Consider the following 22065-nt stretch of genomic DNA (forward strand, 5'->3'; position numbering starts at 1 on the left):
ACCCATGAACGCCACCACCCGCAGCACCGGCCGCACCCTCGGGGTCGCGGTCCGGGCGATGATCGTCCTCACCCTGCTGCTCGGCGTCGGCTACACGGCGGCGATCACCGGCGTCGGGCAGCTCCTGCTGCCCGCGCAGGCCGACGGCTCGCTCGTGCACGACGGCGAGGGGGAGGTCGTCGGGTCGGCGCTGATCGGCCAGGGCTTCGCCGACGCCGACGGCACGCCCCTGCCGCAGTACTTCCAGCCGCGGCCGTCGGCCGCCGGCGACGGCTGGGACGGCACCGCGTCGTCCGGCTCGAACCTGGGCCCGGAAAACCCCGACCTCGTCGCCGCGATCGAGGAGCGTCGCGCGGCCGTGGCCGCGCTCGAGGGCGTCGACCCCGCCGACGTCCCGGCGGACGCCGTCACCGCGTCAGGGTCGGGGCTGGACCCGCACATCAGCCCGGAGTACGCCGACCTGCAGGTCGCGCGGGTCGCCGCCGCCCGCGGCCTGCCGGAACGGGAGGTCGCGGACCTCGTCGCGAGGCACACTGAGGGTCGCGCCCTGGGGTACCTCGGGGAGCCCGTGGTCGACGTCCTGGAGCTCAACGTGGCCCTCGACGAGAGCACGGCCGAGCTCGGGAGGTGAGCATGGGTCGCGGCAGGTTGCGCGTCCTCCTCGGCGCGGCGCCGGGTGTGGGGAAGACCTACGCCATGCTCGAGGAGGGCAAGCGGCTGCGCGACGACGGCAGGGACGTCGTGGTCGCGCTCGTGGAGACGCACGGGCGCGCCGCGACGGCCACGATGGCGCGGGGGCTGGAGGTCGTGCCCCGCGCGGCCGTCGTCCACCGCGGCGTCGAGCTCACCGACCTGGACCTCGACGCCGTCCTCGCGCGGCGGCCCGACGTCGCGCTGGTCGACGAGCTCGCGCACACCAACGCGCCCGGCCTGCGGCACGCGAAGCGGTGGGAGGACGTCGACGCCCTGCTCGACGCCGGCATCGACGTCCTCTCGACCGTCAACATCCAGCACATCGAGTCGCTCAACGACGTCGTGCAGAAGATCACCGGGGTGGTGCAGCAGGAGACCATCCCCGACGCCGTGCTGCGCGCCGCCGACCAGATCGAGGTCGTGGACCTCGCGCCGCAGGCGCTGCGCGACCGGCTGTCCTCCGGCGTCGTCTACCCGGCCGAACGCGTGGACGCGGCGCTGTCGAACTACTTCCGGCTCGGCAACCTCACCGCGCTGCGCGAGCTCGCCCTGCTGTGGCTGGCCGACGAGGTCGACGCGGCGCTGCAGCACTACCGCACGGAGCACGGCATCGACTCCACGTGGGAGGCGCGCGAGCGGGTCGTCGTGACGCTCACGGGCGGCCCCGAGGGCGAGACGCTGCTGCGGCGCGGGGCGCGCATCGCGGCGCGGTCGGCGGGCGGCGACCTCCTCGCCGTGCACGTCACCAGCCAGGACGGCCTGCGCGGCGCGACCCCCGGCGCGCTCGCGCGGCAGCGGATGCTCGTCGAGGAGCTCGGCGGCACCTACCACCAGGTGGTGGGCGACGACGTCCCGACGGCGCTCGTGGAGTTCGCGCGCGGCGTCAACGCGACGCAGCTCGTCATCGGCGTCTCCCGCCGCGGCCGCCTCGCCGCCGCGCTCAGCGGGCCCGGGATCGGCGCGACCGTGACGCGCGAGGCCGGCAACATCGACGTCCACATCGTCAACCACGCCGCCGCGGGCGGGCGCGCCCGCCTGCCCCGCATGGGCGGCGCGCTGTCGGCGAAGCGCCGCGTGGCCGGCTTCCTGCTCGCGATACTGGGCGGGCCCCTGCTCACGTGGGCGCTCGTGTCGGTCCGCAGCGAGGAGTCGATCGTCTCCGACGTGCTGTCGTACCAGCTGCTCGTCGTCGTGGTGGCGCTGGTCGGCGGGGCGGGGCCCGCCGTCTACGCCGCGATCCTGTCCGGAGTTACGCTCGACTTCTTCTTCGTGGAGCCCATCCACACCATCACCGTGGGCGAGCCGCTGCACGTGGTCGCCCTCGTCCTGTACGTCGTCACGGCCGTGCTGGTGAGCGTCGTCGTGGACCGCGCCGCCCGCACGACGCGCGCCGCCCACCGGGCCGCCGCGGAGTCGGAGGTGCTGGCGACGGTCGCCGGCAGCGTGCTGCGCGGGCAGGACGCCGTGCAGGCGCTGGTGGCCCGGGCGCGGGAGGCGTTCGGCCTCTCCGGGGCGCGCCTGGTCGCCGGCGGGGTGGTGCTCGCCGCGGACGGCGAGGACGACCCGGCGGGCCCGCGCACGACGATCGACGTCGGCGACCGCGCCGTCCTCGAGCTGTCCGGCGGCGACCTCGCGGCCTCCGAGCGCCGCCTCCTCAACGTCATCGCGGTCCAGCTGCAGGCCGCGCTGGAGCGCAGCGACCTGGCCGAGGTGGCGAGCGAGGTGGACCAGCTCGCCGAGTCCGACCGCGTGCGCAGCGCCCTGCTGTCCGCGCTGAGCCACGACCTGCGCCGCCCCCTGAGCTCCGCCGCCGCCGCCGTGAGCGGGCTGCGCTCCGCCCGCGGCGCGCTGAGCGAGGCGGACCGGGAGGAGCTGCTGGCCACGGCCGACGAGAGCCTGACGGCCCTGGCCACCCTCATCACCGACCTGCTCGACGTGAGCCGCCTGGAGGCGGGCGTCCTCGCGGTCTCCAAGGCACCCGTCGAGACGGCGGACGTCGTGCTGCCCGCCCTCGACGAGCTCGGCGTCGGCCCCGGCGAGGTGGAGCTCGACCTGGACCTCACCGCGCCGAGCGTCGTCGCCGACTCCGTGCTGCTCCAGCGCGTGCTCGTGAACCTGCTGGCCAACGCGCTGCGGCACTCCCCCGCCGGGCGCCGGGTACGGGTCTCCACCAGCACGTTCGCCGGCACGGTCGAGATCCGGGTGGTCGACCACGGGCCAGGGATCCCCGCCGACCGGCGCGAGGACGTGTTCGTGCCGTTCCAGCGGCTCGGCGACACCGACAACACGACCGGCCTGGGGCTCGGGCTCGCGCTGTCCAAGGGGTTCGTCGAGGGCATGGGCGGCACCCTGACCCCCGAGGACACCCCCGGCGGCGGCCTCACGATGGTCGTCGCCCTCCCTGCCGACCGACCGGAGGCGACCGCCCCATGAAGATCCTCATCGCCGACGACGACCCGCAGATCCTGCGCGCCCTGCGGATCACGCTCACCGCGCAGGGGTACGAGATCGTCACGGCGACCACCGGGACGCAGGCGATCGCCCGCGCCATCGACCACCGCCCCGACGTGTTCATGATCGACCTGGGCATGCCGGAGCTGGAGGGGATCGACGTCATCCACGCCGTGCGCGGCTGGTCGGACGCGCCGATCCTCGTGGTGTCCGGGCGCACGGGCGCGGCGGACAAGGTCGAGGCGCTCGACGCCGGCGCGGACGACTACGTGACGAAGCCGTTCTCCATCGAGGAGCTGCTGGCCCGGATCCGCGCCCTCACGCGGCGCGTGGCGCACGAGGACTCCGACCCGGTGGTGCGGTTCGGCGACGTCACGGTGGACCTGTCCGCACACAGCGTCACGCGCGCCCGCGAGGGGCGGTCGGAGCACGTGCGCCTCACGCCCACCGAGTGGCAGATGCTCGAGCGGCTGGTGCGCAACCCCGGCAAGCTCGTCACCCGCCAGACGCTCCTCACCGAGATCTGGGGCTCCGAGCACGTGAGCGACACCGGGTACCTGCGGCTGTACGTGGCGCAGCTGCGCAAGAAGCTCGAGCCCGACCCCGCCTCCCCGCGCTACCTCGTCACCGAGTCCGGCATGGGCTACCGCTTCGACCCGGACGGCGGGGAGTCGTGAGGATCGGGCCCACCCCCGTATGCGTTCCGTGAGGTCCGGGTCCCCCGGGCCCGCCCCGCAGTAGACCGGAGGCATGAGCCTCACGACGCTGTTCACCACCCTGGTCCGGCACCGGCACGCGGCGCTCGAGGGGTGGCCCGAGGGCACCGAGCTCGCGGCCGACGACGTGCTCGTCGACCGGACCAGCCTGGCCCGGCTCGCCGAGCACTACCCGACCCCGCGCGTCTACGTCCCGGTCGGCGCGGACGTCGCGCGCGTCGACCGGTACTGGGGCGACGACGCACCCCGGACGGTCGTCCTGACGCGCGTGGTCGACGCCGTCCCGCGGCTCGGGGACGACGCCCGGCAGGCCTGGCTCGACGCCGACCTCGGCGGCTGCGCGGCGCTCGTGGAGCGAGCGCGGCTCGTCGGGCGGGCGTCGCAGGCTCCGGAGCGCCGGTTCACGCTGCACCCGGCGCCCGGCCGAGGCGGCCCCACCGCCTGGCTGCCGCGCGACCTCCGTCGCGGCGACGTCCTCGCCGTCCCCTGCGCCGGGCTGGTCGAGGCCGCCGCCCTCGCCCGGTGAACGGCCCCGGAACGCACCGGAGGCCCGGCGGGTCGTCCCCACCGGGCCTCCGTCACGCGCTGCGGGGCGTCAGGCCTTCGCGCCGGCACCCACCGGCTCGCGGCCGGCGTCGTCGGCCGCGGGCTCGGCCTGGGCGGCGTCGTCCTGCGCACCGTCCTGAGCCTCGTCCTCGTCGAACAGGTGCTCCGACGACGCGGCGCGGTACTGCTCGAGGTCGAGGATGCCCTCGCGCTTGGCGACGATGGTCGGGACCAGCGTCTGCCCCGCGACGTTCACCGCGGTGCGGCCCATGTCGAGGATCGGGTCGACGGCGAGGAGCAGGCCCACGCCGGCCAGCGGCAGGCCCAGCGTGGACAGCGTGAGGGTCAGCATGACCATCGCGCCGGTGAGACCCGCGGTGGCGGCGGAGCCCACCACGGACACGAAGGCGATGAGCAGGTAGTCGGTCAGCGACAGGTCGATGCCGAAGATCTGCGCCACGAAGATCGCGGAGATCGCCGGGTAGATCGAGGCGCAACCGTCCATCTTCGTCGTCGAGCCCAGCGGCACCGCGAACGACGCGTACTCGCTCGGCACGCCGAGGTTGCGCTCGGTGACGCGCTGCGTCACGGGCATGGTGCCCACCGACGAGCGGGAGACGAACGCGAGCTGGATCGCCGGCCATGCGCCCCTGAACCAGGCGACGACGCCGAGGCCGTTGACCTTGAGCAGCACCGGGTAGACGACGAACAGGACCAGCGCCAGGCCCACGTAGATCGCCACGGAGAAGGAGGCGAGCGAGCGCAGCGACTCCCAGCCGTAGGTGGCGACGGCGTTGCCGATGAGGCCCATCGTGCCCAGCGGCGCGAGGCGGATGATCCACCACAGCACCTTCTGCACGATGGCGAGCGCGGACTTGTTGAACGCGAGGAACGGGTCGGCCTTGGCGCCCGACTTCAGCGCGGCGATGCCGATGACCAGAGCGACCACCAGGATCTGCAGCACGTTGAAGCTGATGCTCGTGTCGCCGGTCTCGAGGTCGGTCGACGCCCCCAGGCCGAGCACGTTGGTCGGGATGAGGCCGTTGAGGAAGTCGAGCCACGTGCCGGTGCTGGACGGCGCGCCCTCGCCGTCGGCGACCGTGAGGGTCGTGTTGTGGCCCGGCTGGAACACGAGGCCCAGCCCGATGCCGATCGCCACGGAGATCGCGGCGGTGATGGCGAACCAGAGCAGCGTCTGACCGGCGAGGCGGGCCGCGTTGGTGACGGAGCGCAGGTTCGCGATCGACGCGACGATCGCCGTGAAGATCAGCGGCGGCACGATCGCCTTGAGCAGGGTGACGAACGACGAGCCGATGGTGTCGAGCGTCGTGGTCAGGCCGTTGGGCGTCTCGCCGTCGGCCTGCGGGCCGAGGGCCAGCGCCAGCCAGCCGAGCAGCACGCCGAGCGCGAGGCCCAGCAGGATCTGGACCGAGAACGACGGGAAGCGCAGCCCCTTGCGCTCGCGCGGCGGCGCGCCGGGGACCTTGGTTGCGGAAGACACAGATGAACCTTTCGCCGAGGTGCCGCGGGGCAGCACCGGGACAGCAGAGGGTGGGCGCACAGCGCCCGGGGGAGTGCGGGGACGAGCGGGAGGCCTCGCGCGGACCGGTCAGCGGCGGCGCGGGCTCCGGCCGTCGACGACGTCGTCGACGGTGGGCCGGAGGGTCAGCGACACAGCGCGCTGGCGACGCGACGGAAGTCGACGTCGAGGCGCGCGATGAGGGGGTGCCTCACAGGAACGCTGACGGCCACGGGAACTCCATGCTCGGTGGGGGAATCGGGGATCAGCCGGTCGAATGATCGACATGATCGAACGTAGGTATCGAACCCACGAATGCCAGACAGTAGCAGTGGGATACCACGATGCCCAGGGGATCCCCCGGGTGTGTGAGGCACCTCATGGAGGTCGTACGGTCGGCAGGTGACCTCCGCTCCCCTGCCCCGCGACCCCCTCTGGCCCCGCGCCGGCGCCTGGCCCGGCCCCGCCGACGCCACCGCCGGAACGCGCGCCGACCTGGCCCTGCTCGGCGTCCCCACGTGGCGCACGTCGCTGTCGACCACGGGCGCGCACGCGACACCCGCCGCGGTGCGCGACGCGCTGCGGCGCTACAGCCCGGCCCTGATCCGCGGCGCGGACGGCGCGCCGGTCGACCTCGGCGAGCTCGCCGTCGTCGACCACGGCGACGTGCACGAGCCGGACGGCCCGGAGGGCGAGGCCCGCGCTCGCGCCGCCGTCGGGGAGGCCCTGGCGGGGGCGCGCGCCGTCGTCGCGCTGGGCGGGGACAACGCGCTCACCGTCCCGGTGGCCCTCGGCGCCTGGGGGGACGACGTCGCGACCGCGGGGCTGGTCACCTTCGACGCGCACTACGACCTGCGCGACGGCGTCTCCAACGGCTCGCCCGTGCGGCGCCTGGTCGAGGCCGGGCTGGACCCGGCGCGCGTCGTGCAGATCGGCATCGCGGACTTCGCGAACTCCGCCGCCTACGCGCGCCGGGCGCGCGACCTGGGCATCACGGTCGTGACGCTCGACGACCTGCGTGCCCGCGGGAACGGCCCCGCCGGGCTGGGCGACGTCGTCCGCGAGGCCCTCGACGTCGCGGGCGCCGCGGGCGGGCCGGTGCACCTGGACGTCGACGTGGACGTCTGCGACCGCGCCGTCGCCCCCGCCTGCCCCGCGTCCGTTCCGGGCGGCCTCGCCGCCTGGGAGCTGCGGGCCCTGGTCCGCGCGGCGGCCACCGACCCGCGCGTCCGCTCCGTCGACCTCGCCGAGGTCGACGCCACCGCCGACGCCCCCGACGGCCGCACCGTCCGCCTCGCCGCCCTCTGCGTGCTGGAGGTCCTCGCCGGCCTCACCCTCCGCGCGAGGTAGTGACCCGGGCACTACCTCGCGGGATGGCCGTCCTTCCAGACCGCGTGCACGAGCGGGACGCCGGGGCGGTAGGCGAGGTGCGTGCGGCTCGGGGCGTCGAGGACGACGACGTCGGCGCGCGCGCCGGGCGCGAGGTGCCCGACGTCGTCACGACGCAGCGCACGGGCGCCGCCTCCCGTCGCGGCCCAGACGGCCTCGGCGACGGTCATGCCGATCTCGCGGACCGCGAGCGCCACCATGAGCGGCATGGAGCTCGTGTACGACGAGCCGGGGTTGCAGTCGCTGGCCAGCGCGACGACGGCGCCCGCGTCGAGGAGGCGGCGCGCGTCGGGGTACGGCTGGCGGGTGGAGAACTCGACGCCCGGCAGCAGCGTCGCGACGGTCCCCTGTGCTCCCCCACCCCACGACGCCGCGAGCGCCGCGACGTCGTCGTCGGACAGGTAGGTACAGTGGTCGACGGCGGCGGCGCCGAGGTCGACGGCGAGGCGCACGCCCTCCCCCGGCCCGAGCTGGTTCGCGTGCACGCGCACGCCCAGCCCGGCGGCCGCGCCCGCCTCCAGCACGCGGCGCGACTGCTCCGGGGTGAACGCGCCCGTCTCGCAGAACACGTCCACCCAGCGGGCGTGCGGCGCGCAGGCGGCGAGCATGTCGCCGACGACGAGGTCGACGTAGGCGTCGGCGGCGCCGGAGAACTCGGGCGGCACCACGTGCGCGCCGAGGAACGTCACCTCGTCGGTGACCTCCCGGGCGAGGCGGACGGCCCGCTCCTCGTCGGCGACGCTCAGCCCGTAGCCGCTCTTGGTCTCGAGCGTCGTGGTGCCCTGCGCCAGCGCCTGGTCGACGTGCCGGCGCAGGCCCGCCCTCAGCGCGTCGTCCGACGCCGCCCGCGTCGCGGCCACCGTGGTGCGGATCCCGCCCGCGGCGTAGGGGCGCCCGGCCATGCGCGCCTCGAACTCGGCCGACCGGTCGCCGGCGAACACCAGGTGGCTGTGCGAGTCCACGAACCCGGGGATCACCGCGCGTCCGTCGACCCCGACGACGCGGTCCGGCGCGCGGCCCAGCGCCTCCTCGACCCCGGACGCGACGTCGCGCTCGGGGCCCGCCCAGACCACGCGCCCGCCGTCGAGCAGCAGCGCGGCGTCGTGCATGAGGCCCGTCGGGTCGCCGTCCCCGAGGGCAGGGTCGTTCGTCGTGAGCTCGCCGATCCCCAGGATCAGCGTGGCCGGGTGCGACCCGCCCGGGTGCTCCACCTCGCGCACGTCACACCTCCGCGTCGGGGTCCGTCTCCAGCATGGGCACGCGCAGCCCGCCCCGCGCGGCGGCGGCCGCGGCGTCGTCGTACCCGGCGTCGACGTGGCGCAGGACGCCGAGCCCCGGGTCGTTGGACAGCACGCGCGCGAGCTTCCGCGCCGCGAGGTCGGTGCCGTCCGCGACGGACACCTGCCCGGCGTGGATGGACCGCCCCATGCCGACGCCGCCGCCGTGGTGCAGCGACACCCACGTGGCGCCCGACGACGCGGCGGTGAGCGCGTTGAGCAGCGGCCAGTCGGCGATGGCGTCGGAGCCGTCGGCCATGCCCTCCGTCTCCCGGTACGGGGAGGCGACGGACCCGGCGTCGAGGTGGTCGCGCCCGATGACGACGGGCGCGCTCACCTCCCCGGAGGCGACGAGGTCGTTGAACGCCAGCCCCGCGCGGTCGCGCTCGCCGTGCCCGAGCCAGCAGATGCGGGCGGGCAGGCCCTGGAACGCGACGCGCTCCTGGGCCGCGCGGATCCAGCGGTGCAGGTGGTCGTCGTCGGGGAAGAGGTCGAGGACGGCCTTGTCGGTGGCGGCGATGTCGCGCGGGTCTCCGGACAGCGCCGCCCAGCGGAACGGGCCCTTACCCTCGGCGAACAGCGGCCGGATGTACGCCGGCACGAAGCCCGGGAAGTCGAAGGCGCGGTCGAAGCCGCCGCGGCGGGCCTCGTCGCGGATCGAGTTGCCGTAGTCGAACACCTCGGCGCCCGCGTCGAGGAAGCCGACCATGCCCTCCACGTGCCGGGCCATCGACTCGCGCGCCCGGTCGGTGAACTCCTCGGGCTTGGCGGCGGCGTAGTCGTGCCACTCGTCCACCGAGACGCCGACGGGCAGGTACGACAGCGGGTCGTGCGCGGACGTCTGGTCGGTGACCACGTCCACGGCGACGCCGCGGCGCAGCAGCTCCGGCACGACCTCCGCGCTGTTCCCCTCGACGCCGACCGACAGCGCGCGGCGCTCCGCCTTCGCCGCCTCGACGCGGCGGACGGCGTCGTCCAGGTCGTCCGCCACCTCGTCGAGGTAGCGCTCGCGCACGCGCCGCTCCAGGCGCGACCGGTCGACGTCGACCACCAGGCACACGCCGCCGTTCAGCGCCACGGCGAGCGGCTGCGCGCCGCCCATGCCGCCGCACCCGCCGGTGAGCGTGAGCGTCCCGGCGAGCGTGCCGCCGAACCGCTTCGCGGCCACCGCGGCGAGCGTCTCGTACGTGCCCTGGAGGATGCCCTGCGCGCCGATGTAGATCCACGACCCGGCCGTCATCTGCCCGTACATCGTGAGGCCCTGCGCCTCGAGCCTCCGGAACTCCGGCCAGGTGGCCCAGTCACCCACGAGGTTGCTGTTCGCGATGAGGACGCGCGGCGCCCACTCGTGCGTGCGCAGCACGCCCACGGGCTTGCCGGACTGGACGAGCAGCGTCTCGTCGTCGGCCAGCGTCGTGAGGGTGCGCACGATGGCGTGGTAGCTCGGCCAGTCGCGCGCCGCACGGCCGGTGCCGCCGTAGACGACCAGGTCGTCGGGGCGCTCCGCCACCTCGGGGTCGAGGTTGTTCATGAGCATCCGCAGCGGCGCCTCGGTCTGCCAGCTGCGGGCGGTGAGCGTCGTGCCGCGCGGCGCACGCACGGGGACCGGAGTGCCGAGCTCGTGGGACATCGTCGTCTCCTTCGGGAGGTCGATCGGAGGGTCGGTGGAGCGGGTCAGCGGAGCGGGCCGACGGCGGCGCTCGCGGCCGCGACGACCGCGCCGCCCGAGACGAGCCGCGTCACGGCGTCGATCTCGGGGGCGAGGAACCGGTCGGGCCCGGGGCCGGGCACGGCGGACCGCAGCAGCGCGTGCACGGCCCCGGTGCCCGCGGCGGGCGCGAGGGCCGAGCTGGGGGCGCAGCGCAGGTCGAGGGCGCGGGCGGCGGTCATGAGCTCGACGGCGAGCACGCGGCCCAGGCCGTCGACGGCGCGGCGCAGCTTGCGCGCCCCGGCCCAGCCCATGGACACGTGGTCCTCCTGCATCGCCGACGACGGGATGGAGTCGACGCTCGCCGGCGCGGCCAGCCGCTTGAGCTCCGAGACGATCCCGGCGGCCGTGTACTGCGCGATCATCAGGCCGGAGTCGACGCCCGGGTCGTCGGCGAGGAACGCCGGCAGGCCCTCGTTGCGCGCGACGTCGAGGAAGCGGTCCGTGCGCCGCTCGCTCATGCTGGCGACGTCGGCGACGGCGATCGCGAGGAAGTCCAGCACGTACGCGACGGGCGCCCCGTGGAAGTTCCCGTTCGACTCGACCCGGCCGTCCACCGTGACCACGGGGTTGTCGATCGCGGAGGCGAGCTCGCGCCCCGCGACCGCCTCCGCGTGCTCGACGGTGTCCCGCGCCGCGCCGTGCACCTGCGGCGCGCAGCGCAGCGAGTACGCGTCCTGCACGCGGGTGCACTCGGGACGGCCGTCGGCGTCGAAGGTCCGGTGGCTCGCCACGACCGGCGACCCGGCGAGCAGCGCCCGCAGGTTCGCGGCCGACGCCGCCTGCCCCGGGTGCGGCCGCATCCCCACCAGGTCCTCCGCGAACGGCGCGTCCGAGCCGAGCAGGGCCTCCACGCTCGACGCCGCGGCGACGTCCGCGGTGCGGAGCAGGTCACGCAGATCATGGATCGCGAGGCACAGCATCCCGAGCATCCCGTCGGTGCCGTTGATGAGGGCCAGGCCCTCCTTCTCGCGCAGCTCCAGCGGCGCGATGCCGGCCGCCGCGAGCGCCTCCGCGGCGTCGACGAGCTCGCCGTCGGCACCCTCCGGCGTCGCGACGCGCACCGGCCCCTCCCCGAGCGCGGCGAGCGCCACGTGGGCCAGCGGCGCGAGGTCGCCGGAGCACCCGAGCGACCCGTACTCGTGCACGACGGGCGTGATGCCGGCGTTGAGCATCGCGGCGTACGTCTCCGCGACCACCGGTCGCGCGCCCGTGCGGCCGGTCGCGAGCGTGGCGAGCCGCAGCAGCTGCAGCGCCCGCACCACCTCGCGCTCCACCTCGGGCCCGGTGCCCGCGGCGTGCGAGCGCACCAGCCCGAGCTGCAGCTGCGCGCGCTTGTCCGTGGGGATGTGGCGGCGCGCGAGGGCGCCGAAGCCGGTGGAGACGCCGTAGTGCGGGCGGGCGTCGTCGGCGAGGTCCTCGACGACCGCGCGGCTCGCGGCCATCCCCGCCAGGGCGCGGTCGGTGAGGTGGACCTGCGCGCCGTGGCGGGCGACGGCGACGACGGCGTCGACGGTCAGCGGGTCGCCGCCGATCTCGACGACACGGTTCTCGGCGACGGCGCGGGTGGTGGTGACGGTCATGCCGCCAGCACACACCGTCCGCGGCGCGCTGGACACGGGTCCCGGGGAGGTTCAGTCTGGGATCCCAGACACCATGGCCCGCTCGTGGAGGAGGCCCGATGGCGGACGTCCCCGCGGCGCGCAGCACGCTGCGGGTGCTGACGCACCTCGCCGCGCAGGCCGGCCCGGTACCGGCGGCCGCGATCGCGCAGCACCTGGGCCTGCCGCGGTCCACCGTCTACCACCTGCTGTCCGTGCTGGTGGACGAGGGGTTCGTGACCCATCTCCCCGAGGAGCACCGCTACGGGCTGGGGACGGCGGCGCTGTCCCTCGGCTCGGCGTACGCGCGGCAGGCGCCGCTCGCCCGGCTGGCCCGGCCCGTGATCGCGCGGCTGGTCGAGACGACGGGCGAGAGCGCGCACCTCGCCGTCCTGCACGGTCGCGAGGTGCTGTACCTCGTGGAACAGCGCGCGCCGCACCGACCCAGCCTCGTGACCGACGTCGACGTGCGCCTCCCCAGCCACCTCACCGCCAGCGGCCGGGCGGTGCTGGCGCGGCTGCCCGCCCCGCAGGTGCGGGCGCTGTTCCCGTCGGCCGCGGCGCTCGCCGACCGCACCGGCGTCGGCCCGCGCACCCTGCGCGACCTGCGGGAGGTGCTGCGCGACACCCGCCGTCGCGGGCACGCCACCGAGGACGGCGAGGTCACGACCGGCCTCGCGTCGGTCGCCCACGCCGCGCTGGACCACACCGGCCACCCGGTCGCGGGCGTCGCGCTGACGTTCTGGTCCGACGACGTCGACGCCGCCCGCCGCGACGAGCTCGCCGCCGCGGCCGGTCGTGCCGCCGCCGAGATCAGCCGCCGCCTCGGCGCGCGCTGACCCGCCCCCTCCGCATCGAGCGTTCCGGGCTCAGTCGAGCCACTCCCGCGCGGCGGCGACGAGCGTCGCGACGCCGAGGTCGAGGGTCGGCTGCGGCGTCGGGGCGAAGAACGGTGAGTGGTTCGACGCGACGCCCTCGGGGAGCCGGCCCGTCGTCAGGTCGACGCCGGCGAACCGGGCCGGGTCGAAGCCGCCGAGGAACCAGTACACGAGCGGCACGCCGGCATCCGTCGCGAGCTCGCCGACGTCCTCCGACGCCGCCATCGGCGGCAGGGTCAGGACGGCGGGCCGGCCGCCGGCCGACTCGATGAGCGCCCGCTGCCCTTCGAGCGCGGCGGCCAGCACCGGGCGGGTGCGCTCGGTCGCGTCCGGGTCGTTGACCATGGCCGCGAAGGTGGTGATCGTCTCGACCTCAGGCGCCTCGGTGGCGCCCGAGGCGGCGGCCTCCGCCTCGACGATGCGGCGGATCGCGGCGAGCACGCGCTCGCGCACCGGCTCCGTGAAGGTCCGGACGTTGACCAGCAGCTCGGCGCGGTCGGGGATGATGTTCGGCTGGGTCCCGGCGCGAATCGCGCCGACGGTCACGACCGCCGAGTCGCCCGCCGCGACCTCGCGGGACACGACGCCTTGCAGCCGCTGCACCGTGGCCGCGGCCATGAGCACGGGGTCCACGGTGGTCTCCGGCATCGACCCGTGGCCCCCACGCCCGTGCAGGGTGATCCGCAGCGAGTCCGTGGCCGACATCGCCACGCCCGGCGTCACGCTCACCACGCCGGCGGGCGTGGGCATGACGTGCTGGCCGAGCACGACGTCCGGCGCGCCGCCGACGGTCGCGTACAGGCCGTCGTCGAGCATGGCCCGCGCGCCGTTGCCCAGCTCCTCCGCCGGCTGGAAGACGAGCAGGAGCGTGCCCGACCAGGCGTCCCGGCGCGCGGCGAGCTCGGCTGCGGCGCCGAGCAGGCAGGTGACGTGCACGTCGTGGCCGCAGGCGTGCATGACGCCGGTCTCCTGACCGTCGGCGGCCGTCGTGACCTGTGTCGACGCGTACGGCAGGTCGGTCCGCTCGGTGACCGGCAGCCCGTCCATGTCCGCGCGCAGCAGCACGCGCGGCCCCGTGCCGTTCGCCAGGACGGCGGCGACGCCCGTCCCGCCGATCCCCTCGTGCACGTCGTAGCCCCAGCCGCGGAGCCGGTCGGCCACGATCCGGGCCGTGCGGTGCTCGGCGAAACCGAGCTCCGGGTGGGCGTGCAGGTCGGTGTAGATCGCGGTCAGCTCGGCCGTCGTCAGCGCGCTCATGGCGTCATCCTGCCGCCGCGGGGCGTCGCCGTCCTGGGCAGCCGGGCGGTCGCTGTGTGCAAGATCTCCACGGCCCCATAAGGGAATGTTCAGGTTGGCAGGGCAGAATCGTGGCCATGACGTCAGCGACGACGAGCACCACGAAGGGCAAGACGACGACCCGTCTCGCCGCGGCCAGCCTCCTGGCCCTCGCGATGATGCTCGGCGCGTGTTCCGCCCCCGCCGACGTCGAACAGTTCATCGCCGACGCGCAGAGCCAGGCCGAGGCCATTGACTCCGACCTGCAGCGCATCGAGGAGCAGGTGACCGGCATCCCCGACGAGCTCCGTACCGACGTCACGAACGCGATGGCCTCCGCCCAGGCCGCGACCGACGAGGCGCGCGACGCCCTCGCGCGGGCCGAGCAGTCCCAGGACGGCGCGGTCGTCGCGCTCGAGGACGCGCAGGTGGCGCTCGAGGCGGCGTCGGCCGAGGTGAAGCACGTGACCGACGAGGCGCGGGAGAACGGCGCCGCGCAGGTCGCGGACCTGCTGTCCACGCTCCAGGAGCAGATCGACGCCCTGCGCGGCGAGACGGAGAGCGCCGCCGCCTGACGCGGCGGCGCCCGGGGCTCAGTCGGGGTCGCTCGGGTCGATCGGCAGGTGGTGGTCGAGGTTGACCGTGCCGCGCCGCCAGTACCCGGAGACGTGCACCTGCTCGGCGGGCAGGCCCAGCTCGCGCCGGAGGTGGCGGCGCACGGGCACGAGGTCGTCGGCCTCGCCGAGGCCGACGAACAGCTCGTCGGCCTCCAGCCCGCCCAGCGAGCGCACCGCCTCCGCGAGCTGCCCAGGGCCGTCGGTGCGGTAGAGGATCTCGACGGTCGCGCCGCCCAGCTCGTCCTCGACGTACGCCTCGTCGACGTCGTCGCCGATCTCGACGATCGCCGTCACCGGCACGCCGTCGCCGAGGGCGGCCGCCCAGCGGGAGAGGGCCGGCAGCCCGGTCTCGTCGCCGGCCAGCGTCAGCCGGCCGATGCCGTCCGGCACCCCGACGCTGCCGCGCGGGCCGGCGAGCACGACCTCGTCACCCTCGGCCGCCCGCGACGCCCACGCGGACGCCGGCCCTTCGTCGCCGTGCAGCACCCAGTCGACGTCGACCTCGGCCACCCCGTCGACCGTCCGCACGGCGCGCACGGTGAGGTCCCGGGAGATGGAGACGACGCCGGTCGGGCGTTGGAGCCCGCCGTCCGCGGCCAGGGTGGGGGCGTGCAGCTCCCCGGTGGCCGGGTCGGGCAGGAAGACCTTGACGTGGTCCTCCGGGCCGGGCGCCCGCAGCGCCGCGAGCGACGTCGGGGCGCCCGGGTCCGCGCCGTCGACGTCGCGGAACGTGGTGCGGCGCAGCGTGCCGGTGAGCTCGGTGACCGCGTGCACGCGCACGCGTCGGGGGACCAGGTCGAACGGGGTGCGGGGTCGCGAGAACACGCCTCGATTCCACCACGACGATCCGTTCGGCACGGAGTGGATCTGTTCGGCACCCTCCCCTGCCGAACAGATCCACCGCTTGCCGAAGTGACGGCCGAAATGGCTCAGCCGAAGAACACCCGCACGTCGGCGACGACGTCGTCGGGCACCTCCAGCGCGGCGTAGTGGCCGCCGCGCGGGAACTCCGACCAGTGCTCGATGCGCGCGTTGTCGCGCTCGGCGAACGCGCGGAGGGTCTGGAAGTCGTCCTTGAAGACGGCGACGCCGATCCGCCCCGTGCTGACCACCGGCTCGGCGCCGGAGCGCTGCTCCGCGTAGTGGTACCGCGCGGCGGTCGCGTAGGTGTTGGTCAGCCAGTACAGCGTGGCCTGGGCCAGCACCTGCTCCGGCCGGACCAGCGACGTCCCGTTGCCGAAGCTCTCGAAGAGCTCGTGGTACGCGAGCGTCGCGACGGGCGAGTCGGCCAGGCCGGCCGCCATCGTCTGCGGACGCGACGCGTTCATGACGTTGTACGCCCCGACGGACTGGAACCACTGCAGGTGGCCGAGCGCCGCGTACTCCTTCTCGCCGAACCCGTCCATCTCCCCCTCGGCGCCGGACGGGAACGAGAACAGCTGCAGCACGTGCGCCCCGAGGAAGCCCTCGGGGTCGAGGACGGCGAGCTCGCGCGCCACCATGGCCCCGCCGTCGCTGCCGTGGATGCCGTACGACGCGTAGCCGAGCCCCCGCATGAGGGCGTCGTAGGTGCGCGCGACGCGCGCCATCGTCCACTCGCCCACCAGCGGCGTCGAGAACCCGAAGCCCGGCATGGACGGCACGACGACGTCGAACGCGTCCTCGGCGCGCCCGCCGTGGGCCACCGGGTCGACGAGCGCGTCGATCATGTCGAGGTAGTCGAGCACCGACCCGGGGTAGGTGTGGGCGAGCAGCAGCGGCGTCGCGCCGTCGTGCCGCGAGCGCACGTGCAGGAAGTGGATCGTCTGCCCGTCGATGTCGGTCGTGAACTGCGGGTACGCGTTGAGCCGGGCCTCGACGGCGCGCCAGTCGAAGGCCTTCCAGCGCTCGACCATGTCGCGCAGGTACGACTCGGGGGTGCCGTACTCCCACGAGTCGCCGGGGGCGGCGGGCGCGAAGCGGGTGCGCTCGAGGCGCTGGTGCAGGTCGTCCAGGTCGGCCTGCGGCACGGCGACGGTGAAGGGGCGGAGCTCGAGGCGGGTCGTGGCGTTCATGGCGGGTCTCCCAGATCGTGAGCCGGGCCCGTGCCCCAGCTCCTGACAACCACGATAGGAACGGTTCAGGAACAGTTCTTTCCTCTATTCTGGACGGGTTCCGACGAGTTTCTCGGAGGTCTCGATGGGCTCCACGTCCGCGCGGCTGCTCGCCCTGCTGGGGCTGCTCCAGTCCCGCCCCGACTGGTCCGGCGCCGAGCTCGCCGACCGCCTCGACGTCACCGACCGCACCGTGCGCAACGACGTCGCTCGGCTGCGTGAGCTGGGCTATCCCGTCCACGCGGTGCGCGGCCCGGGCGGTCGCTACCGACTCGGCGCGGGCGCGCGGCTGCCCCCGCTCCTGCTCGACGACGGCGAGGCGGTCGCGGTCGCCGTCGGCCTGCGCGCCGCCACCGGCACCGCCGGCTTCGAGGAGTCCGGGCAGTCCGCTCTCACCAAGCTGGAGCAGGTGCTGCCGGACCGCCTGCGACGCCGGGTGTCGGCGCTGCGCACCGCCTCGACGGCGGGGCCGGCGAACACCGGCCCCTATACCGACGAGCCCGAGGTGGACCCGGAGGAGCTCACCGCGCTGGCCGCGGCGATCCGCGACCACGTGGGCGTGCGCTGCGACTACCAGGGCGAGCCGCTGGAGCTCGAGCCGCACCACCTGGTCGCGTGGCAGCACCGGTGGTTCCTCGTGGCCCGCGACCCGGCCACCGGCACCTGGGCGCCGTACCGCGTGGACTGGCTGCGCCTGCGCACCCCCGGCGGGCGGCGGTTCACCCCCGTCGAGTTCCCGGGCGACCTCACCACGTTCGTCGTGCAGGAGGTGGCGCGCACGGGGTGGGCGTTCCACGCGCGCGTCGTGGTCGACGCGCCCGCGCAGGAGGTCCTGGCCCGGATCAACCCGGCGGTCGGCACCGTCCAGCCGCTGCCCGACGGACGGTCCGTGCTCGTCACCGGCGGCGACAGCGCCGAGGTCGTCGCCGTCTGGATCGGCCTCCTCGGCCTCGACTTCCACGTCACGGAGCCGCCCGAGCTGGTCGAGCACCTGCGCGTGCTGGCCGCGCGCTACGCCCGCGCCGTCCCGGGCTGACGGCATGCTCGACCTGCACCCCGGGGTGCGTCACACTGTGCCGGTGAGCGATCCGTACCAGCCCGGTCAGCCGTACCAGGAGCCGAGCCAGCAGCCCCAGCCCGGCTACGCCGAGCAGCCCTCCCCGCAGCCGTCGTACCCGCAGCAGGGGTACCCCGCCGCGCAGGGCGCGTACCAGGGCCAGTACGCCCAGGGCCAGTACCCCCAGGCGCCGTACCCGGCGTACCCCGCCTACGCCCCGGAGCCGCCCGGCAAGACGATGGGCATCGTCGGCTTCGTGCTGGCGTTCGTCATCGCGCCCGCCGGCATCGTGGTGTCCGCGATGGCGCTGTCCGAGTCGAAGAAGGTGGGCTACCCGAACGCCCTCGGCAAGTGGGGGCTGTGGCTGTCCATCGCGTTCACCGCACTCTGGGTGCTGTACGTGCTGTTCATCGTGCTCGCGGTGTTCGGTGGCCTGTTCGCGTCGTTCGCCACGACCACGACGGTCGACGGGTACGGGATGTCGGTCTGACCTCGTCCGGTCAGGCCAGGACCCGCACCGGCGCACCCGCGGCCCACGCGGCGACGTCCTCGACGGCCTGGCCGTAGAACGTCCGGTACGTCGCCTCGGTGACGTAGCCGAGGTGCGGCGTGAGCACGGTGCGCGGCGCGGAGCGCAGCGGGTGGTCGGCGGGCAGCGGCTCGACGTCGTACACGTCGATGCCGGCCCCGCCGAGGCGGCCGTCGTGCAGCGCGGCGAGCAGCGCGTCGGTGTCCACGAGCGGGCCGCGCGAGGTGTTGACGAGCACGGCGGTGGGCTTCATCCGGTCCAGGTCGGCGGCGCCCACGATGCCGCGGCTGCGGTCGCTCAGCTTGTAGTGCACGGTGACGACGTCCGACGTCGCGAACAGCTCGTCCTTCGCGACGGCGCGCACCCCGGCTTCCTCGGCCGCGGCCGGGTCGAGGTGCTGGCTCCAAGCGACGACGTCCATCCCGAACGCCTGCCCGACCCGCGCCACGCGCGTGCCGAGCCGCCCGAGCCCGACGATCCCCAGCCGCCGGCCCTCCAGGTCGCCGCCGACGGTGTGCTGCCACCCGCCGTCGCGCATCGCGCGGTCCTCGGCGGGCACGTGCCGCAGGACGGCGAGGATCAGCGCCCAGGTGAGCTCCGGCGTCGCGTTCGTCGGGGACTCCGTGCCGCACACGACGACGCCCCGCTCGCGCGCCGCGTCCAGGTCGATGGCCGCGTTCTGCCGCCCGGTCGTCACGAGCAGCCGCAGGTCGGGCAGCCGCCCCAGCCGTGCCGCGGTGAACGGCGTGCGCTCGCGCATCGCGACGACGACGTCGTAGCCCGCGAGCGCCGCGGCCACCGCGTCGTCGTCGGGCAGCGGACGGTCGAGGAAGTCGACCTCCGCGCCCAGGCTCGCCCAGTCGGCGAAACGGTGGGCGACCCGCTGGTAGTCGTCCAGGACGGCGATGCGCACGGTGACCTCCTCGTTCGGCCCGGCTCTCGGGCGGTGCCGACGCTACTCGGGAAATGCCGGCGCGCTCGCGGCCGCGCGTGGCTAGCCTCGCGGGATGACCGACGACCGTGCCGACGACCGTGCCCACGACCTCGTGGCCAGGCTGGCCGACCTGCACCGCCGCACGACCATGGTCGGCTGGGACTTCACGGTCCTCGAGGGTGCGACGACCTCCGACGACCCGCCGTGGGACTTCGAGGCCGACAGCCTCGCCGCGATGCGGGGCGCGGGGCGAGGGATGGTCGTCGACCTGGGGACGGGTGGGGGCGAGCGGCTGTCCGCGCTGCTGGAGCGGCTGCCGGCCGGGTCCGGGGCGACGGTCGTCGCGACGGAGGGCTGGGCGCCGAACGAGCCGGTCGCGCGGGAGCGGCTCGCGCCGTTCGGGGTGCCGGTGCTGGCGTACGACGCCGAGGCGGACCTGCGGATGCCGTTCGCCGACGGCTCGGTGGACGTCGTCATGGCGCGGCACGAGGCGTACGACGCAGCCGAGGTGGCGCGCGTCCTGGCCCCGGGCGGCACGTTCCTCACCCAGCAGGTGGACGGGCGCGACACGTTCGAGCTGCGCGACCGGTTCGGCGTCGACGCGCCCTACCCGGACGTCCGGCTCGACCGCGCGCGCCCGGACCTCGAGCGGGCAGGGCTGACGGTCGACGTCGCCGAGGAGTGGCGCGGGCGGCTCCGCTTCGCGGACGTCGAGGCGGTGGTCACCTACCTCGCACTCACGCCGTGGACGGTGCCCGGCTTCGACCCCGCCGAGCACCCCGCGCCGCTCGCGGAGCTGCACCGTGCGGGCCCGGTCGATGTCACGCAGCTCCGCTTCCGCTGCTACGCCCGCAGGGCCTGACCGGTCGGCTGCACGCCGTCAGGCCGGTTGCGCCACGGCGAGGTTGGCCTCCCCCACCAGCTCGAGCAGGCGCGCCGCGGTGGGCTCGGCCGTCGGCGACGCGATCGCGGCGACCACCCACTCGGGCGTCCCGCGGGCGGGGAGCTCCAGCACGGCCAGCCCGGCGGCCTGCGGCTTGGCGGCGACGTGCTGCGGCACGACGGCGATGCCGAGGCCGCGCTGCACGAAGTCGAGCAGGGTGTGCACGTCGTCGACGCTCATCCGCACCCGGCGCTCGAGGTGCCGCCCGGCGAACGCGTCGTCGGCGAGCCGCCGGATGGCCCACTGCTCGCGGAAGTCGACGAAGTCGCGGTCGACGAGGTCCTCCCAGGCGACCGCGGGCGCCCCCGCGAGCGGGTCGGTGGCGTGGGTGAGCAGCACGATCGGGCGGCGGCCGAGCTCGAGGCGGCGCAGCGCGCCGAGGTGCTCGGTGGCGGCCACGAAGGCGACGTCCAGGTCGCCGCCGCGCACCTGCGCGGTGAGCTCGCGCGAGCCGGCCTGGGTGAACTGGACGTCCACGAGCGGGTAGCGCAGCCGGAACCGCTCGAGCAGGGGCGCGACGTCGACCACGCCGAGGCACTGCTCGGCGCCGAGCCGCAGCCGCCCGGAGAGCTGGTGGCTCGCCTGCACGACGGCGTCCCGGCCCGCGGCTGCCTGGGCGAGCATCCGCCGCGCGAACGGCAGCAGCGCCCGCCCGGCGTCCGTGAGCGCGACCTGCCGCGTGGTGCGCAGGAACAGGGCGGCCCCGAGCTCGCGCTCGAGGTTGCGGATCGCGGCGGACAGGCCGGACTGCGTGACGCCGCAGAGCGCCGCGGCGTGCGTGAAGTGGCCCTCCTCCGCCACCGCGACGAGGTACTCCATCTGCCGCAGCTCCATTGATCGCTCCCGGTGCTGAAACCTATGACGTCCAGTTGTTGGACTCATCAACGGTCCCTTCCTATCGTCGGGTGACCGACGACACAAGCCGCCGACGACATGAGGAGAGCCGTGGAAGCTCGCACGATCGGAAGCCAGCCCGTCAGCGCGATCGGGCTCGGCGGCATGCCGATGTCCATCGAGGGCCGCCCCGACGAGGAGCGCTCGATCGCCACCGTCCACGCGGCGCTCGACGCGGGGGTCACCCTCGTCGACACTGCCGACGCCTATCACCTGCACGCCGACGAGGTCGGGCACAACGAGGAGCTGATCGCCCGCGCGCTGCGCTCCTGGGGCGGAGACGCGTCCGCCGTGCTCGTCGCCACCAAGGGCGGCCACCTGCGCCCCGGCGACGGCTCGTGGACGCAGGACGGCCGCCCCGAGCACCTGAAGAAGGCCGCCAAGGAGTCCGCCCGCCGCCTCGGCGTCGAGGCGATCGGGCTCTACCAGTTCCACCGCCCGGACCCCGCCGTGCCGTACGCCGAGTCGGTCGGCGCGCTGGCCGAGCTGCTCGACGAGGGCCTCATCGTCCAGGCCGGCATCTCGAACGCGAGCGTCGCGCAGATCGACGAGGCGAACGAGGTGCTCGGCGGGCGGCTCGCGTCCGTGCAGAACCAGTTCTCACCCGCGTTCCGCTCCAGCCTCGTCGAGCTGGAGCACTGCGCGTCGCTCGGCGTCGCGTTCCTGCCCTGGTCCCCGCTCGGCGGGATCCGCCGGGCGGGCGAGGTGGGCACCGCGCACGCCGCGTTCGGCCGCGTCGCCGAGGCCCACGGCGTGAGCCCGCAGCAGGTCACGCTTGCGTGGGAGCTCGCGCTCGCGCCCGTCGTCGTCCCCATCCCGGGGGCGTCGCGACCGGCGAGCATCGAGGACTCCGCGCGTGCCGTCGACCTCGTCCTCACCGCCGACGAGCTCGCCGAGCTCTCCGGCTCCTGACCACCCACCACCGACCCAGCTCTCCCCCGATCG

Annotated in this window: 20 protein-coding genes; 11 read left to right on the forward strand and 9 right to left on the reverse strand. The window is 75.1% G+C overall.

Annotated elements, in window-relative coordinates; genetic code table 11:
* The first annotated feature begins 4 nt into the window (after positions 1-4).
* From kdpC to ACQP60_RS16580, 4 genes are all read left to right on the forward strand, one after another.
* Entirely contained in the window at positions 5-631 is a 627-nt protein-coding gene (kdpC, locus tag ACQP60_RS16565; RefSeq protein ID WP_429734829.1) for a potassium-transporting ATPase subunit KdpC, read from the forward strand.
* A 2-nt stretch (positions 632-633) separates the two neighbouring features.
* Positions 634-3126: an ATP-binding protein gene (locus ACQP60_RS16570; protein ID WP_429734831.1), complete on the forward strand. Its 2493-nt coding sequence runs from the start codon at positions 634-636 to the stop codon at positions 3124-3126.
* Positions 3123-3821: a response regulator gene (locus tag ACQP60_RS16575; protein WP_429734833.1), complete on the forward strand. Its 699-nt coding sequence runs from the start codon at positions 3123-3125 to the stop codon at positions 3819-3821. Before ACQP60_RS16570 ends, ACQP60_RS16575 begins: the two co-directional genes overlap by 4 nt.
* A 73-nt stretch (positions 3822-3894) precedes the next feature.
* On the forward strand, positions 3895-4386 hold the full coding sequence (locus ACQP60_RS16580; RefSeq protein WP_429734835.1) for a hypothetical protein: 492 nt from the start codon (positions 3895-3897) through the stop codon (positions 4384-4386).
* A gap of 69 nt (positions 4387-4455) precedes the next feature.
* Here ACQP60_RS16580 and ACQP60_RS16585 read toward each other — a convergent pair whose 3' ends face one another.
* Positions 4456-5907, reverse strand: a complete 1452-nt coding sequence (locus ACQP60_RS16585) for a dicarboxylate/amino acid:cation symporter (RefSeq protein WP_429734837.1) — start codon at positions 5905-5907, stop codon at positions 4456-4458.
* A gap of 420 nt (positions 5908-6327) precedes the next feature.
* On the opposite strand from ACQP60_RS16585, the gene ACQP60_RS16590 reads away from it, so the two are divergent.
* Positions 6328-7275: an arginase family protein gene (locus ACQP60_RS16590; protein WP_429734839.1), complete on the forward strand. Its 948-nt coding sequence runs from the start codon at positions 6328-6330 to the stop codon at positions 7273-7275.
* A gap of 11 nt (positions 7276-7286) precedes the next feature.
* On the opposite strand, the gene hutI is transcribed toward ACQP60_RS16590, so the two are convergent.
* Genes hutI through hutH form a run of 3 tightly spaced genes read right to left on the reverse strand, consistent with a single transcriptional unit; the run spans position 7287 to position 11882 of the window.
* Positions 7287-8534, reverse strand: coding sequence for an imidazolonepropionase (gene hutI, locus ACQP60_RS16595; RefSeq protein ID WP_429734843.1), 1248 nt, complete (start codon positions 8532-8534; stop codon positions 7287-7289).
* Between the two features lies 1 nt (position 8535).
* Entirely contained in the window at positions 8536-10221 is a 1686-nt protein-coding gene (gene hutU, locus ACQP60_RS16600; RefSeq protein WP_429734845.1) for a urocanate hydratase, read from the reverse strand.
* A gap of 44 nt (positions 10222-10265) precedes the next feature.
* A complete protein-coding gene (gene hutH, locus ACQP60_RS16605; RefSeq protein ID WP_429734847.1) occupies positions 10266-11882 on the reverse strand; it encodes a histidine ammonia-lyase in 1617 nt (538 codons plus the stop codon).
* A gap of 98 nt (positions 11883-11980) precedes the next feature.
* On the opposite strand from hutH, the gene ACQP60_RS16610 reads away from it, so the two are divergent.
* Positions 11981-12739: an IclR family transcriptional regulator gene (locus tag ACQP60_RS16610; RefSeq protein ID WP_429734849.1), complete on the forward strand. Its 759-nt coding sequence runs from the start codon at positions 11981-11983 to the stop codon at positions 12737-12739.
* 30 nt (positions 12740-12769) lie between these two features.
* Here ACQP60_RS16610 and ACQP60_RS16615 read toward each other — a convergent pair whose 3' ends face one another.
* The gene (locus ACQP60_RS16615; protein WP_429734851.1) at positions 12770-14035 is read right to left on the reverse strand and encodes an amidohydrolase; all 1266 of its coding nucleotides are present in this window, start codon (positions 14033-14035) and stop codon (positions 12770-12772) included.
* 116 nt (positions 14036-14151) lie between these two features.
* Here ACQP60_RS16615 and ACQP60_RS16620 point away from each other — a divergent pair, with 116 nt between their 5' ends.
* Positions 14152-14628, forward strand: coding sequence for a hypothetical protein (locus ACQP60_RS16620; protein WP_429734853.1), 477 nt, complete (start codon positions 14152-14154; stop codon positions 14626-14628).
* An 18-nt stretch (positions 14629-14646) separates the two neighbouring features.
* Here ACQP60_RS16620 and ACQP60_RS16625 read toward each other — a convergent pair whose 3' ends face one another.
* Positions 14647-15495 carry a siderophore-interacting protein gene (locus ACQP60_RS16625; RefSeq protein WP_429734855.1) on the reverse strand — a complete coding sequence of 283 codons (849 nt, stop codon included), beginning with the start codon at positions 15493-15495 and terminating at the stop codon, positions 14647-14649.
* 104 nt (positions 15496-15599) lie between these two features.
* Positions 15600-16724 (reverse strand): epoxide hydrolase family protein, encoded by a 1125-nt coding sequence (locus ACQP60_RS16630; RefSeq protein WP_429734857.1) that lies wholly within the window; start codon positions 16722-16724, stop codon positions 15600-15602.
* A gap of 124 nt (positions 16725-16848) precedes the next feature.
* On the opposite strand from ACQP60_RS16630, the gene ACQP60_RS16635 reads away from it, so the two are divergent.
* Positions 16849-17799: a helix-turn-helix transcriptional regulator gene (locus ACQP60_RS16635; protein WP_429734859.1), complete on the forward strand. Its 951-nt coding sequence runs from the start codon at positions 16849-16851 to the stop codon at positions 17797-17799.
* A 43-nt stretch (positions 17800-17842) separates the two neighbouring features.
* Positions 17843-18310, forward strand: a complete 468-nt coding sequence (locus tag ACQP60_RS16640; RefSeq protein WP_429734861.1) for a DUF4190 domain-containing protein — start codon at positions 17843-17845, stop codon at positions 18308-18310.
* A 10-nt stretch (positions 18311-18320) separates the two neighbouring features.
* On the opposite strand, the gene ACQP60_RS16645 is transcribed toward ACQP60_RS16640, so the two are convergent.
* Complete coding sequence (locus ACQP60_RS16645; RefSeq protein ID WP_429734863.1) at positions 18321-19262, reverse strand: D-2-hydroxyacid dehydrogenase family protein; 942 nt, start codon at positions 19260-19262, stop codon at positions 18321-18323.
* Positions 19263-19356: 94 nt separating this feature from the next.
* On the opposite strand from ACQP60_RS16645, the gene ACQP60_RS16650 reads away from it, so the two are divergent.
* A complete protein-coding gene (locus ACQP60_RS16650; protein ID WP_429734865.1) occupies positions 19357-20145 on the forward strand; it encodes a class I SAM-dependent methyltransferase in 789 nt (262 codons plus the stop codon).
* An 18-nt stretch (positions 20146-20163) separates the two neighbouring features.
* On the opposite strand, the gene ACQP60_RS16655 is transcribed toward ACQP60_RS16650, so the two are convergent.
* A complete protein-coding gene (locus ACQP60_RS16655) occupies positions 20164-21060 on the reverse strand; it encodes a LysR family transcriptional regulator (protein ID WP_429734868.1) in 897 nt (298 codons plus the stop codon).
* Positions 21061-21171: 111 nt separating this feature from the next.
* Between ACQP60_RS16655 and ACQP60_RS16660 the strand changes: the two genes are divergently transcribed.
* The gene (locus ACQP60_RS16660; RefSeq protein ID WP_429734870.1) at positions 21172-22032 is read left to right on the forward strand and encodes an aldo/keto reductase; all 861 of its coding nucleotides are present in this window, start codon (positions 21172-21174) and stop codon (positions 22030-22032) included.
* Positions 22033-22065 lie beyond the last annotated feature (33 nt).

It is taken from the genome of Isoptericola variabilis (genome assembly GCF_050311655.1).
In the GTDB taxonomy this organism is placed as follows: Bacteria; Actinomycetota; Actinomycetes; order Actinomycetales; family Cellulomonadaceae; genus Isoptericola; species Isoptericola variabilis.